Source organism: Leptolyngbya sp. FACHB-321 (assembly GCF_014695975.1).
Classification (GTDB): Bacteria; Cyanobacteriota; Cyanobacteriia; order Leptolyngbyales; family Leptolyngbyaceae; genus Stenomitos.
Genome location: NZ_JACJPI010000074.1, coordinates 17,486 through 31,004, shown reverse-complemented (window position 1 = coordinate 31,004; position 13,519 = coordinate 17,486). Strand labels below are relative to the sequence as shown.

At 50.3% G+C, this 13,519-nt stretch carries 13 protein-coding genes and 1 pseudogene; 4 read left to right on the top strand and 10 right to left on the bottom strand.

Annotation, left to right across the window (positions count from 1 at the left end):
• Window positions 1-50: 50 nt before the first annotated feature.
• Window positions 51-407, bottom strand: coding sequence for a phage holin family protein (locus H6F76_RS21170; RefSeq protein WP_190448981.1), 357 nt, complete (start codon window positions 405-407; stop codon window positions 51-53).
• A 161-nt stretch (window positions 408-568) separates the two neighbouring features.
• On the bottom strand, window positions 569-1,333 hold the full coding sequence (locus tag H6F76_RS21165) for an SDR family oxidoreductase (protein WP_190511291.1): 765 nt from the start codon (window positions 1,331-1,333) through the stop codon (window positions 569-571).
• 534 nt (window positions 1,334-1,867) lie between these two features.
• Between H6F76_RS21165 and H6F76_RS21160 the strand changes: the two genes are divergently transcribed.
• The 3 genes from H6F76_RS21160 (at window position 1,868) to H6F76_RS21150 (ending at window position 4,649) form a co-directional block, all read left to right on the top strand.
• The gene (locus tag H6F76_RS21160; RefSeq protein WP_190511290.1) at window positions 1,868-2,647 is read left to right on the top strand and encodes a creatininase; all 780 of its coding nucleotides are present in this window, start codon (window positions 1,868-1,870) and stop codon (window positions 2,645-2,647) included.
• Window positions 2,648-2,884: 237 nt separating this feature from the next.
• A complete protein-coding gene (locus H6F76_RS21155; RefSeq protein WP_190511289.1) occupies window positions 2,885-3,937 on the top strand; it encodes an ABC transporter substrate-binding protein in 1,053 nt (350 codons plus the stop codon).
• 16 nt (window positions 3,938-3,953) lie between these two features.
• On the top strand, window positions 3,954-4,649 hold the full coding sequence (locus H6F76_RS21150) for an isochorismatase family cysteine hydrolase (protein WP_190511288.1): 696 nt from the start codon (window positions 3,954-3,956) through the stop codon (window positions 4,647-4,649).
• A gap of 32 nt (window positions 4,650-4,681) precedes the next feature.
• Here the strand turns inward: H6F76_RS21150 and H6F76_RS21145 are convergent, their stop codons facing one another.
• The 5 genes and pseudogenes from H6F76_RS21145 to H6F76_RS21125 form a co-directional block, all read right to left on the bottom strand.
• Window positions 4,682-6,256 carry a B12-binding domain-containing radical SAM protein gene (locus H6F76_RS21145; protein WP_190511287.1) on the bottom strand — a complete coding sequence of 525 codons (1,575 nt, stop codon included), beginning with the start codon at window positions 6,254-6,256 and terminating at the stop codon, window positions 4,682-4,684.
• A gap of 197 nt (window positions 6,257-6,453) precedes the next feature.
• A pseudogene (locus H6F76_RS30645) lies at window positions 6,454-6,624 on the bottom strand (type II toxin-antitoxin system HicB family antitoxin); the annotation flags it as partial.
• 81 nt (window positions 6,625-6,705) lie between these two features.
• Window positions 6,706-7,140: a GNAT family N-acetyltransferase gene (locus H6F76_RS21135; RefSeq protein WP_190511285.1), complete on the bottom strand. Its 435-nt coding sequence runs from the start codon at window positions 7,138-7,140 to the stop codon at window positions 6,706-6,708.
• A 10-nt stretch (window positions 7,141-7,150) separates the two neighbouring features.
• Window positions 7,151-8,539: a DUF3370 domain-containing protein gene (locus tag H6F76_RS21130; RefSeq protein ID WP_190511284.1), complete on the bottom strand. Its 1,389-nt coding sequence runs from the start codon at window positions 8,537-8,539 to the stop codon at window positions 7,151-7,153.
• A gap of 140 nt (window positions 8,540-8,679) precedes the next feature.
• The gene (locus H6F76_RS21125; protein ID WP_242036781.1) at window positions 8,680-9,189 is read right to left on the bottom strand and encodes a peptidase C15; all 510 of its coding nucleotides are present in this window, start codon (window positions 9,187-9,189) and stop codon (window positions 8,680-8,682) included.
• Between the two features lie 217 nt (window positions 9,190-9,406).
• On the opposite strand from H6F76_RS21125, the gene H6F76_RS21120 reads away from it, so the two are divergent.
• The gene (locus H6F76_RS21120) at window positions 9,407-9,946 is read left to right on the top strand and encodes a GAF domain-containing protein (protein ID WP_190511282.1); all 540 of its coding nucleotides are present in this window, start codon (window positions 9,407-9,409) and stop codon (window positions 9,944-9,946) included.
• Between the two features lie 430 nt (window positions 9,947-10,376).
• On the opposite strand, the gene H6F76_RS21115 is transcribed toward H6F76_RS21120, so the two are convergent.
• The 3 genes from H6F76_RS21115 to H6F76_RS21105 form a co-directional block, all read right to left on the bottom strand.
• Complete coding sequence (locus tag H6F76_RS21115; protein WP_206754402.1) at window positions 10,377-11,108, bottom strand: hypothetical protein; 732 nt, start codon at window positions 11,106-11,108, stop codon at window positions 10,377-10,379.
• A gap of 669 nt (window positions 11,109-11,777) precedes the next feature.
• Complete coding sequence (gene folP, locus H6F76_RS21110; protein ID WP_190511280.1) at window positions 11,778-12,635, bottom strand: dihydropteroate synthase; 858 nt, start codon at window positions 12,633-12,635, stop codon at window positions 11,778-11,780.
• A gap of 51 nt (window positions 12,636-12,686) precedes the next feature.
• Complete coding sequence (locus H6F76_RS21105) at window positions 12,687-13,475, bottom strand: WD40 repeat domain-containing protein (protein WP_190511278.1); 789 nt, start codon at window positions 13,473-13,475, stop codon at window positions 12,687-12,689.
• Window positions 13,476-13,519: the final 44 nt, after the last annotated feature.

The following is a 13,519-nucleotide window of genomic DNA, read 5'->3' as shown; positions in this document are numbered from 1 at the left end:
GCTCTTGAGCCACCCATCGCTGCTAAGAAACTAAACGGCTTCAGGAACCTTCACGCGCTTGGGTCAATAATTCTCACCAGCCAGGACACAACCGTAGAGACGATCGTGAGGACGATCACCCCAATTAGCGCAGTGAATAGCCCCGCAATGTGAAAGCCTGGAGTGATCGTTGCCACAAGCCAGAAAGTGAAGGCATTCACCACAAACAAAAACAAGCCCAGCGTCATGATCGTCAACGGCAGCGTGAGCAGCGTCAGAATGGGTCGGACGATCGCATTGACCAAACCCAAAATGACTGCCCCAATCAGTGCGTCGGTGAAGGTATCAATCTGTAAGCCTTCTACAAAGTGGTCAGTGATCACTAGCGATAGGGCTGTTGCCAACCAGGTCAAAATAAAGTGCAGCATTCGTTTCAAGCCAAAAAACGGTTAGAGCAATGGTTGTGAGGACATCAGCACTACTGTGATCTCACTCAATAATTCATTGTTTCCAGGAAACGCCAGTGCCAAAGTCACAATCTAGCATCAAGCCTCACCGGAGCGATCGCCCCCTTGACGATCGCTCACCCTCAAAAAATTGTCTTACCGCCATCGACTACCAGTGCAGCACCATGCATTAAAGCGGGCGCATCACTGGCAAGAAAGAGCGCCACTTGAGCAATCTCAACCGGATCGCCCAAGCGTCCGATCGGCATGGTGGCAATGCCTTCTGCCTTTGCCTGCGCGGGATCATCTGCCTGGTCAAACTCACTTTGCAGCATAGGTGTGGCGATCGGTCCTGGACACAGTGCATTAATGCGGATATTGTCTTTGGCATATTCCAGCGCCAGCGCACGGGTTAGCGACAGCACGGCTCCTTTGCTAGCACAGTAGGCGGTATAGAGGGGTTGCGCCACGATCGCCAGTTCCGATGCCGTATTGATCACCACACCGCTGCCCTGCTGCTGCATTTGAGGGATCGCCTGCTGGCACAGGTAGAAGACCGATTTAAAGTTCACTGCCATGACTCGCTCTAGCATCGCTGCATCCGTGCTGCCAAATGGCTCGATCAGCGCAATGCCCGCATTGTTGTAAAGGATATCAATGCGTCCATAGACTGCACAGCACTGCTCCACCACTTGCACACACGCGGATTCGTTAGCTAAATCGGCAGCGAAAAAGTGGAACGATCGCCCGTCTGCTTGCAATGCCGCTGCGAGCGCTTGTCCTGTCGGCTGATCGCGATCAACCCCAAAGACTTGGGCACCTTCTGCGGTAAACAACATTGCTGCTGCCCGCCCAATACCCGATGCAATACCTGTAATCAATGCCACCTTGCCATCTAATCGTCCCATTGAGCACTCCGTTAAGCTGTAGCACCGTCTGTTGCCTGAATCGAATGCTGTCCAAACCTGTGTTCTTGCTAAGCCTTTGTGCCATCCAATCCCTATCGCCAGCAGGCGATCGTCTCCTGCCCAGCGACACTCGGAAACACATGAGGCTAGTTTCCTTTTTACATCTATCAGGCAGGATCCCTCTGTCTAAAGCTTCCACTTCATTAAGAGAGGCTGGGGGATCAATCAGGAAAATCTGTAGCCAGTCTTTTTTGCGCTGGTATAAGATCGATCGCCTCGAAACCTAATGCCTGAAACACATCATCGGACACATAATCTTAGCGGCATCAGTGTGTATAGTGCGTTTTACCCTCAGCGGTGACAACCGTTCACGTTCGTTTGTAGGGATGACACTGATGCATTTCTCTAAAACACCTCATTGGACACGCAGACACGCCCTCATGCAAGCATGAGCTACAAATAGGCAACGAACCAGCAGGAGCCGAGCCAGCGCTAATGACTAATCGCTAATCGCTGAAAAGAGGAGCAGTAAGCATGAATCCAGTCTTGATGAGTTCGTTAAGTTGGGTTGCCTATCAAGAACGCTTGCAGGATGACGGCTTGGTGCTATTGCTTCCCTGTGGCGCACTAGAGCAGCACGGTCCGCATTTGCCCTTGGGCACAGATGCGCTATTGAGTGCGGCGATCGCCCAGGCTGTTGCCACTAAGGTAGGGGGCTTGGTCGCGCCAACCCTTAGCTATGGTTATAAGTCGCAGCCAAAATCGGGCGGTGGACAGCATTTTCCTGGGACAACTAGCCTGGATGGACAAAGTTTGAGTCAGATGACACGGGATGTCATTCGTGAATTTGCTCGCCACGGGGTCAAAAACCTTGTCGTCGTTGATGGACACTACGAAAATCAGTGGTTTCTCACCGAAGGCATTGACCTTGCCCTACGTGAGCTTGGTACTTCCCATCCACTCCGTATCATGCGACTGGAGTATTGGGATTTTTGCACCGAAGAGACGTTAAGCCACGTTTTCCCTGACGGCTTTCCAGGGTTTGCGCTTGAACATGCTGCCGTCATTGAAACGTCACTGATGCTGCATTTCTATCCCGAGCTAGTCAGGCTGGAGCAAATCCCAGACGATCGCCCCGCAGACTTTCCACCTTACGACATGTACCCCACTCGTACCGAATGGGTGCCACCGTCCGGGGTGCTTTCATCGGCTAAGGGAGCCAGCGCTGAGAAGGGGCAAGGGATGGCAGAGCAGCTTACAGATAGCATTGCAGCAGCGATCGTGCGTGAATTTAGCCACAGTGAGGCAGAATGAACGGCGTATGGTATACGAATGTAAGAAGCCAGAGTCAGGCACAGACAGGTAGGAATAGGGAAGGCAAAGGAGGCAGGGGAAACAGGGGCATCGCTCAAAACTTTTAGCCTTTATCCTTCATCCCTAATCCCTCACTTCGCCCTCACAATCGCGTTCCGCTTGCTGTATTACTTGCTGCATTCTGGGCTTTATACAAATGTCACAATTCTTCGTTAGCTTACAAGGATGGCAGGATTGATGAATTTCTCTAAGTCGCCCCGTTGGACACGTCGCCAAGCTTTGTGGATGATGACAGGGGCGATCGCAGGAGCAGGTCTCCATGCCTGTGCCAAACCGCCCGAAGCACCAACCGCGCAGTCTTCCGCACCGACGACAGCCGGTGGAGTGGCACTAGCCTCGATCGGTATCACTACCTGGATTGGCAACACACCGCTGCATATTGCTCAAGAAAAAGGCTTTTTTAAGGACTTAGGGCTGGATCTCACCATTAAAGTCTTTGATACTGTGGCACAGGGATTTCCAGCCTTTATCTCAGGTCAAATTAATGCGCTGGCACCTGTAACGTCTGAAGCTGTCACGCTGGCATCTAAAGGCGTAGACTTCAAAGTGGTAACGGTGGAAGATACGTCGCTCGGTGCCGATGTTGTGCTGGCGCGTAACAGCATCCAAAGTATCAAAGACTTTAAAGGCAAAAAGATCGCCGTTGAGCTGGGTGGCATTGGTCACTTCTTCTTGCTGCAAATTCTTGCTGAAGCTGGCTTAACGGGCAAAGATGTGACGCTTATAAACACGCCACCTGATGCGGCAGCAGCAGCATTCCAGGCGGGCAAAGTGGAAATAGCTTATTCGTATTCACCGTTTAGTGATCAGGCGATCGCTGCGCAGAAAGACGGACGAGTTATCTATAGCTCGAAGCAAATGCCCACGGCGATCGCTGACCTCTACATCTTCAGCTCAGCATTCGCGCAGGCAAATCCTAAGACTGTTGCGGCGTTTGTGGAAGGCAACCTCAAGGGCGTTGAGTTCTTGAAGAGCAATCGTGAAGAAGGTTTGAAAATTGGTGCAGCCAGGCTGAAGATTAAACCAGAAGAACTCGATCAACAGCTTAAAGGCATTCAGATACCTGATAGAGCAACGAACATAGCGATGTTAGGTGATCCCAAAAGCAACCAATACCTGCTGAAGCCGATGACCCAATTGGCAGCCTTTTTGAAAGACCAGGGACAAATTCAAACCGTACCGGATCTTGCAAAAGTGCTGGAACCGCAATACGTTACAGCGATGAAATAACAACGGTACAGCGCGAATGATTGGTCATGCTTCTCTCTCTGTGGCGGCGACACCACACCCTTTTCCGATCGCCCTGGGCACAACCGCACTGCTAGTCATTGATATGCAGCACGATTTCTGCCATCCAGACGGGTTCTGTGGTCATAATTTGGGTGTTGATTTGTCGGCTGTTACTGCGATCGTGCCTCGCATTCAAACAGTGGTTGAGTGGTGTCGCCACCACGACATTCTGGTTGTCTATACCCGCGAAAGCCATCGAGCCGATCTGTCCGATGTCTCCCCCAGCAAACAGCTCCGGTATACCAATGCTGGGTATCCAGTCGGCACACTGGGAAACATGGGAAGATTTCTTGTGCAGGGCGAAGCAGGAACGGCTCTGCTGGATGCGTTCCACCCCTTACCGACAGAACGTACGATCGACAAACCCGCTCAATCTGCCTTTGTTGCCACTGATCTGGAAGCACAGTTGCGCGATCGCGGCATCACCCATCTCCTGTTGACAGGCGTAACGACTGAATGCTGTGTGTTGGGCACCTACCGCCACGCCAGCGATCTTGGCTTCTACTGCCTGTTGCTAGAAGACTGCTGTGCTGCGTTTAGTGATACCGAACATCAAGCCGCGATCGCGGTCATTCTGGGCGAAAATGGCGCGATCGGCTGGGTCGCTACATCTGACACGCTTCTAGCTTTGAAAGAGAGACGTTCTTTGTAGAAACGTTAGAGGTAACGTCCCTACAAAGGCGTTTAGTTGACCGCGATCGCTTCCACTTTCGCCGTTGCCTCTTCCGGGGTATATTCTGCCAACTTGGCATTGATTTCTGCGCGTACAATCTCGCGATAATCAATAAAGTGCTCCAACAGCGCACAGTTGGTCAAGTAATGCTTGAACACACCAGGATTGCGTTGCAGGATCGAAAAAAGCTGCCGCCAAAACTGGACGCGGGTGCTGCGTTGTACGCCCTGCCGCCAGCAAATGGTGAGCATTGCCCGGATGTCTACCAGCCCTGGTCGCTTGAATTTTGCTTTGTTGGGACTGGGCTGCATTGACAAAAAGTGACGGTAGACTCGCGCTAGATAGCGATCGGGTTCATACAGTTCCCAGAAGCAACGGACGTATTCCCGCGCAATTTCCTCAAGTGGACGAGTTGGCACAAAATTAGTGAGCGTGGTTTGGTGAATGTTGGCTTCGCCATCGTCTGCCCGCAACCGTCCTTCTTTTTCGAGCCGATGCCACAGAGCTGTGTTGGGCAGCGCTTGCAGCATACTAAAAAGCGCCTGAGGAATGGCAGTTGCTTCCACAAAATCAATAATGCGATCGCCTGCGCCTGCTTTCTCGCCATCAAAACCGATGATGAACCCAGCCATCACCCGCAGACCGGTACGGTTGATGGTATTGACCGCTTCTACCAGAGAATTACGGGTGTTCTGAAACTTTTGCGTCATTGAAAGGCTATCGGTGTCTGGCGTTTCAATGCCCAAAAAGACAGCCGTAAAGTTTGCGGCAATCATCAAGTCGAGCAATTCCTGGTCTTGTGCCAGATCCACTGAGGCTTCAGTGGACAGAGTAAAGGGATAGCCGTGCGCTTTCATCCAGGGAGCAAGCTCCTTCAGCATCAGCTTGACGTTGCGCTTATTGCCAATGAAGTTGTCATCGACCACGAAGATCGATCGTCGCCAGCCCAGGTCATACAGCGCCTGTAACTCTGCCAGCAATTGAGCGGGTGTTTTTGTACGTGGCTTACGTCCGTACAGCACAATGATGTCGCAAAACTCGCACTGAAAGGGGCAACCCCGCGAGAACTGCACTGACATATCGCCGTAGGCATTTAAATCTAGCAAATCAAACCGGGGCACGGGCGTATCCGTTACGGCAGGTTTCTCGTCACCTGCTCGAAAGACTCCTGAGGTCTCACCACGTTCTAGGGCGCTAACCAGCATGGGTAAGGTGATTTCGCCCTCATCCAGCACCAAAAAATCTGCTCCTGCTGCCTGCGCCGCTTCTGGCACAGAGGTAACATAGGGACCACCTACGGCTACTAGCTTACCCTGCCGCTTTGCCGACTCGATAAGATAGAGCATATCGGGCTTTTGCACAATCATCCCAGAGATGATCACCAGGTCTGCCCAGTACCAGTCGGCACTACTCTCGTACCGCACGTTGCGATCGACTAACCGAAATTCCCAGGTCTGTGGCAAAATTGCTGCCACTGTAGTCAAGCTCAAAGGGGGTAACGAGACCTTCCGTCCGACTAATTCGAGGGCTTTATCAAACGACCAGAACGACTTTGGAAACAGCGGATAGAGGAGTAAAACACGCATACGAGATCCGAGCCTACAGCTACGATAATTGTTCAGCCAAGCAAAAAAATATTGCTAGGAACAGCTCGATTATCAACGCTTATTTATTCTTTTGAGAAAACTTGCGTACATCTTAAGCATTGGGGCGAGCACGATAGCATTGGGGCGAGCACGATCGTCCGAAAAACGAAAACCTCACTCATCAGCTATAAAGCATCAGACGGTAGCGGAATCTCGTCGCCGTTCTCGTATACCGTTTCAATCCAAAGTTGTCGCGCTTCCTCAATATTCGCCATAATTTCATTTGGCGTTTCGCCCTGCGTGATGCATCCCGGCAGATCTTTGATCATCGCTACGTAACCACCTTCTGGCTCTGGATACACCGTGATCGGATAGCGGAGATTGAGATAGTGTTCTAGAGATTCACGACTCGCTCATTTAGTTTGCATACCGTTCTCAATCACGCTGATCTAAATTACTTTAAATTCGCTCCAGAGATTGCAGCGCTTCCAGAACAGACGATTCTCAGAGACGTAGCCACACTTCTCATAGAAGCCTGTAACAGTTTCATGTGCCACAGTAACAACCGTAATATCATCTTTTCCACCAGCCGCCTCTTGAAGGCGAACCAGTAATTCACTTCCTATGCCTTGTTTTGCATAAGCCCTATCGACGCCGAGATCTGTGACAAAAAGGAAGTAGGTAAAATCTGTAGCACCGAAGGCTATCCCAATTAGTTTCCCTTCATCATTCCTGGCAGTGATAGCAACTGACCGCCTAGCCAGGAGCCTTCTGATTCTCTCCTCAAAACGCTCTTTAGGGTATTGCCCCCCAAGATCACTCCGTTTCAAAAAGTCATAATATTCTTCAAAGGACAGATTCTCGTTCTCCCGGTATTCAATCATTGCTACTTTCTTACTGCTCACCCTTTAACGTTCTTACCGTCAGGACTTGTGGCGGCGTGGAGTCTGGTGGATACAGGAGATCGACCTGTACCAAACGACGATCGCCCGCTGCCAGATTCATCACGATTAGCGGTTCGCCTTGTTGCCCTCGACGCTGCACGAGATGCACATAGCGTGTTTGGGGTAGCCCTTGATCATCGTTGTAACGCAGGCGCACCGTGCCACGAAAGAAGACCTGTTTGGCAGGTGGTTCCAGAAAGCGGAGTCCTTCCTTGGGTTGCTCCTCTTTGATTGGCGTTTCGAGGGCGATCGCCACCGTTTGCGGCTGATCCGTCGTATTTTGCAAGGGCAGCGTCAGATTGTACTCGATCGCATAGTTGCCATGCGCTTGATATGCCGTATCGGGATACCGTGCCACCATCGGCGCTGATTGCACTTGCCCAGTGCCTAACGTACCGCGCAGTAAGGTACTGAGTCCGTAAGAAAACGCCTGTCCCGCCTGAGGAATAGCAAGAGACCATTGCTGCGAGTTGGACTTACTGGTTTGCTCAGGGTCAACAATTTGGGCGATCCACCGTGAGCCTTGAGCAACGCCAGCAACGCGCCCATAAACCATTGCCCCTTTGGTTTGGTCAAGCGGCGTTGGAGTGCGATCGCGCGGTGTCGCCAGCTTGCCAGTCTCCAACAACGTCTGCCACTCCTCCAGGGTAGGAGCCGTTTCGCTGTCATCGGCATTCTGGGTGGCGAACTTAGCAAGACTGGCAGCATAGACCCGACCCGTACTGCGAAGCCGCATCACGGTCGATCGTCCATTTAACGGTGGCGTCAGCGTTTTGACTGGAATCGGCATGTTCAGCAGCAACCGACTTTCACCCGGGGGAATGGCAAGCTGCGCCGGAAAATCGCTCTGCCGCCGCCCACGTAACACTGCATCTGTTGCACGGCTACCGGGTCCCGCAAAGACATCGCCAGTGGGATTCTCGACAGACGGTGGCAGGGTCGCAAAGGGGGCATCTGGCTGGCTGAGGTAGCTGGCAGCCTGCAACACATCCACTGTAATGGGTTGGCTACCCGGATTGTGCAGCACAATGCCTAGATAAAGCGTGCGTAAATCGTCTGCTTTAGCCTTAGCAATATGGTGAGCAAACACATCAAAGCGTCCTTGCAACAGCACGTCTAAATGTGCGTCAGGGGTCTGTTTTCCCTGTGGCGAAAACGTTGAGAGCAGAATTCCTTCTTCCTGCACCAATTCGGGACTATTGCTGTTGAAAACTAATACGTCATCAAGTTGCCCCGGCAGCGATCGCATTTGCTGTGGCACCACTACTTCTTGACTAGTCATCGTTGGTACGGCTGGAGTGGTTTGCGCCAGAATGAGGCTAGAAAACAACGAAAGCATGGATACTAAATTATCTCTGTAGATGAGTTTTAGAAGCGAAATGATCAGCTAATTCAAACGAGCATACACCACGATCGCTCTTAAAACAGTTGAGCTATTCTCTGAGTTTTGCCAACAAGCTCCAGGTGCTTTAAGTAAGACTAGACAAGCATTTGTAGAAGCGTATAGAAGTCTTTCAGTATGAGGGAAAGGTTTGTTTTAGTTAAAACGGGAACATGGACAAAGAGGCATTGACAGCATAGTCGATGACTTTCAATATGCTTCAAAACTGAGTAATAAAGATGATTGCAAACAAACGCTCCAGCATCATGGCTGACTTTAGTAAACAGCATTTTTCCTACCAGGCGCTCAATGTCGATCGTCGTCCAAAGAATGTCTAGTTGATGATCTAGCTGATGCTTAGCATTTGATTCCAGGGTTAAGAGTGTTCGGCTCTCAGCCATACCACAGCAGAGAATGAGATCTGGCTTTAAAGCATCACTTTCAGCAATGACTTGTTGAGGCGCGAGTACAAAATCAACGGGCACTTTGCGTAACAGTTTTATCTTTGCCTCAATGCAAGCTAACAGCCGTTGCTGCTCCATCGCTGCCAGCAGGTCATCAGACGCATTAGAAACGTGATGAGGTTCCCAGATATCAAATGAAGTCAATAGAAGCTGCTTGGGCATACCGTCGTGAAACGCGAGTAACCAGGAGTCAGAGAAATATTATGTACTCACGTTGATGCTGTTGCAGTTGTATAAAACGCCTGCTACGACAACGATCGCAGGGGCAGCGCTAAAAAAATGCAGATTCAAGAGCCTGCTGCTTCAATTTGCAGCTACGATCATAATTCATGTCTTTGAGTGAGCGGAACATTCTAAAGCTGTGAGTACTGATCCTAGCAAAGCCTTTAATACCGTTCTGGGGAACCAGACCGAGCGTCGACTAAAAAATGTTTTTGAGCGTCTTTCTGGCACGTTGCAGCGCGATGCGCTCATCCAGGAAACAACGAGCCAGTTGCGAGAATTGCTGCAAGTCGATCGCCTGGTGCTGTACTACTTTTATCGTCAATGGCAGGGACGAGTCACGTTTGAATCCCTCAGCGATGCACAATACACCATCTTTGGCTCAACCGGACCCGATGAGTGTTTCAACGGTGATTATGCTGCCATGTATGAGGCAGGACGGGTGCGAGCGATCGCTGATATCGAAGTGGAACCAATTCAGGCGTGCCATCGCGACTTTCTACGCAGCATGAACGTGCGGGCAAATCTTGTTGTGCCTGTTCTTACGCCAAAAGGACTGTGGGGCTTGCTAGTGGCGCATCACTGCCAAAGTTCTCGCGTCTGGACAGCTAACGATGTGGAGGCGATGCAACGGGGTGCGGCAACGCTGGCAACAGCGCCTGAGATTAGAGGCAGCTAATCTTGTTAGGAATCCTTAATTAAAGCGGCACAAGAGGCTTTCTGCTCGTTAGCTATGTACCTGACCAAGCGCTGTTTTGAAGCTGTCGTCAGCCTTCTGGTAGAGATGAATGGATACCTAAAGATTGAGGAAGGCGCTAGCTCACGTTGCTAATATCCATACGTTCGCGTTTAACTAGTCACACCTCACACAGATCCCAGGCGCTTTGCTTGGGAACTTTTTTAGCTATGGATTCGCTAAAGGCATTTGCATCTGAAGTTTATTGATCTGAACTGAGATATACAGAATATAAGTCAGACCAGCCATCTCAAAAGCTTTTGATATTCTCAGTTCTTTAGATCAGATCACCCACTGATGCAATCTAAAGAACTGAGAAAGGACTCGCTTGCCGAAACTACTGAATGCTATTTCTATAACTTACAAAGCTGTCTTAGCTACTTAACCGCCATAGCTCGTCACGAATGGAGCGACCCGCTGTAACAAGAGGCTTAAAAACTGTCGCTCGATCATACCAATTTCTGTTTGCCAGACTACTTGGTGAGCCTTTTTGACTGGATAGATTAGGGTTGCTTACCAGGCAAACGACATCTGGATGAAGACAGCGAAAAAGATTAAATGCACCATCAATGTAGAGGCGACCACCCCTAGGATGACCTGGAGGATTCAGCAGCGTTTCTTCAAAATAGTGCACGAGTTGAGGCAGTACGCGGGCATGAACACAGTAGCAATGTGCCCAGAGGAATTCTTCCTTAAACGGTACAAGACCGGTTGGATAAGAGCGTAAAGCACTCTGCTCGATCGCGTGACCAAGGTAACATAAACCCCAGTCATCTTTGTCTAATCGATTGATCAGCTTTTCCTGCTCATTCTCTTGCCGAAGCTGTCGCCGAAAAATGGCATCATCCTCAAGTATCCAAACTCTTTCTATACCGTCTTTCAAACACTCTTTAAGAATACCAAGGTGTCTAATAAAGTTACTGTAAACGCCGATAGAAGGAAAGCCGTTCGACTCCGATGGGCGAGGGGGCGGTGGTAGGTGAACTTTCGGTCCTTTAATATCAACCCCAATAGCCGCTAGCTCACGGCTTAACGCTTGATAGCGATCGGTCCGCTCGGGCAAGTGAATTATGTATACACGTTCAAAATAATCTATTAGTTTCATTGTTCTTTGCACGTGGAGTTAAACGCTTTATAGCGACACTCATCCAGACGTTAACTTCTAGAGAAGCGAGAAGCCCCTATTTGTCGATTTTCTAGGATTTAGACTGTCTGTAGTCCTACTCCTGAAGGATGACGAGAATCCATAGCGGCTCTATTGCTATTGCCATAAATTTAGTTAGCTTCTGCGTGTATTACCAGTATTTTGACTGGTCTTCACATATTCTTTGCATAAAAAATATCTAAACTTTACTGGTCAGCACTGCTGCCTAAGCTTTCATACGTAGAAGCAAGGATCACAGCCCTTACCATCGTTTGATGCTTCATCAAGCTTTTTTCTACCAGGATGAGGGTAATACCAGGTGCAGGCGCTTGTCCCAATGCTGTCTAGATGATCGATTTTTGCATGTTTAAATAAAAAGTGTCTGGCGGTTAAAACCGCAACTATGAGAACAAAGTCCGCCGACGCAGACTAACCGAGCGAAAGGGTTTTGCAACCTGGGGCGGCAGCTTTTTTTCATGTAGCTACAACTTCAGTCGCTAAAGCTACAAGCAAGTGAATTTTTAAGACAGCCTCTTAGAAAGGTTCGGCAATTTGCTGATCTCTAGAGGTGTCAGTAGAAGGAGATTTCACAATTTAGCTAAAGTCGAGCTAAAGTTTGGTGTGCAGAACTTAGGATCTGAACAAAGCATCCGCGACACGACAAACATCTTTCATTTCTTTGACATCGTGGACTCGAAGCAGATCTGCTTTGCCTGCGATCGCCGCACAGCAAGCTGCCGCTGTGCCCCAAACTCGCTGCTGAGGGTCTGGCTGGTTCAGAATGTGACCAATAAAGCTTTTGCGGGATGCGCCAACAAGAAGCGGGTAGCCAAGGGCATGAAACTCAGGTAGACGACGCAAAATTTCCAGATTTTGAGCATAAGTTTTGGCAAACCCAATGCCGGGGTCGATCGCAATACGAGAGCGGTCAATGCCACAAGCGATCGCGGCATCAATACGTGCCTTTAGAAACGTCAGAATATCACTAATTAAGTCCTCGTAATCCGTTAGCTGCTGCATGGTTTGAGGCGTACCACGGATGTGCATGAGCACGATCGGCACCCCCAGCTTTGCCACCACTGACAGCATTTCAGCATCATAGGTTGCCCCAGAAATATCATTGACTAGATCGGCTCCAGCGGCGATCGCGGCTTGGGCGACAACAGCTCGCGTTGTGTCAATAGAAAGCGGCACATCAGACTCTTGCCGCACTGCCTGAATAATCGGCAGCACACGCTCTAGCTCTTCATCCAGCGAGATTTCGATCGCATTGGGACGAGTAGACTGTCCACCAACATCGAGGATATCTACACCCGCCGCAATGAGCGCCCGTGCCTGCGCGATCGCTGCCTCTGGTTGATGGAACAAACCACCATCGCTAAAGCTATCCGGCGTGACGTTCAGCACTCCCATCAAATACGTGCGATCGCCCCAGTCAAACGTTTGGTTTCTCACTTGCCATACTGATGGCAACTCGTTTTTAGGCATACGACTCCAGCTCGATGAAACGTTTCCTGACCCATCTTGATGCAGCGTACACTACGCCACTCCCCATACTCGCACCGTCCGATCTTCACTGCCACTAATAATCATTTGCTTATCGGCGCTCACGGCTACGGCTGTCACTAAACTGCTGTGCCCCTGCAAGGTGCAGAGTTCGCGTCCTGTTTTGAGGTTCCAGATTTTGATGGCGTTTTGGCTACTGCTAATCAGGTGGCGATCGTCCGTCAAGGTGACAGAGGCGATCGTTCTCAGCGCGCCTATTTCCGGGCGGATCTGCTGGCCTGTTCGCAGGCTCCATGCTTTGATGATGTGATTACGACCGCGAATTGCAAACGTTTCGCCATCCTCACTAATGGTAATGGCATAGACAAACGAGTGCGCCTTAAGCGTAAAAATCTCTTCTTGCGCCCACCAGTCCCATACTTTAATGACTTCATCACGACTACCGCTAATAAGCGATCGTCCATCAGGGCTGATTGCCACCGCCGTCACACCGCTTAAGTGCCCCTTGAGTGTCGCCAAACTCTCAAATAATGCATAAGGGTCATACGCTTGCAGTGCCCGTTTCGCCTTGGATTCCTGGCGCGTTTGCAACCTCAAGTAAGCAACTTTCTGCACCTGAGTGGATTCGTCTTGCAACGCTTGAATCAGCAAATCTAGCTCGATTTGACCATATTTATGTGCTTCCAGCAGTGCGGCAATCCGCTGGGCAACGATCGCGCTACCAAAGCGCTGCTTGACACCTTCCAGCCCACCCAGCACCATTGCGCCCATAGGCGAAGGGCTAGAACCACCAAGCACTGCATCGTATTCTCCAGGCTGCATGAGAAGGTAAAAGGCAAAGGGGAAGGGCAGAAGATAGAAGGCAG

What these genes read in the sequence shown, in the direction of transcription:
- H6F76_RS21170 (WP_190448981.1), bottom strand. Translation starts at nt 407, where the DNA reads ATGCTGCACTTTATTTTGACCTGGTTGGCAACAGCCCTATCGCTAGTG.
- H6F76_RS21165 (WP_190511291.1), bottom strand. Translation starts at nt 1,333, where the DNA reads ATGGGACGATTAGATGGCAAGGTGGCATTGATTACAGGTATTGCATCG.
- H6F76_RS21160 (WP_190511290.1), top strand. Translation starts at nt 1,868, where the DNA reads ATGAATCCAGTCTTGATGAGTTCGTTAAGTTGGGTTGCCTATCAAGAA.
- H6F76_RS21155 (WP_190511289.1), top strand. Translation starts at nt 2,885, where the DNA reads ATGAATTTCTCTAAGTCGCCCCGTTGGACACGTCGCCAAGCTTTGTGG.
- H6F76_RS21150 (WP_190511288.1), top strand. Translation starts at nt 3,954, where the DNA reads ATGATTGGTCATGCTTCTCTCTCTGTGGCGGCGACACCACACCCTTTT.
- H6F76_RS21145 (WP_190511287.1), bottom strand. Translation starts at nt 6,256, where the DNA reads ATGCGTGTTTTACTCCTCTATCCGCTGTTTCCAAAGTCGTTCTGGTCG.
- H6F76_RS21135 (WP_190511285.1), bottom strand. Translation starts at nt 7,140, where the DNA reads ATGATTGAATACCGGGAGAACGAGAATCTGTCCTTTGAAGAATATTAT.
- H6F76_RS21130 (WP_190511284.1), bottom strand. Translation starts at nt 8,539, where the DNA reads ATGCTTTCGTTGTTTTCTAGCCTCATTCTGGCGCAAACCACTCCAGCC.
- H6F76_RS21115 (WP_206754402.1), bottom strand. Translation starts at nt 11,108, where the DNA reads ATGAAACTAATAGATTATTTTGAACGTGTATACATAATTCACTTGCCC.
- folP (WP_190511280.1), bottom strand. Translation starts at nt 12,635, where the DNA reads ATGCCTAAAAACGAGTTGCCATCAGTATGGCAAGTGAGAAACCAAACG.
- H6F76_RS21105 (WP_190511278.1), bottom strand. Translation starts at nt 13,475, where the DNA reads ATGCAGCCTGGAGAATACGATGCAGTGCTTGGTGGTTCTAGCCCTTCG.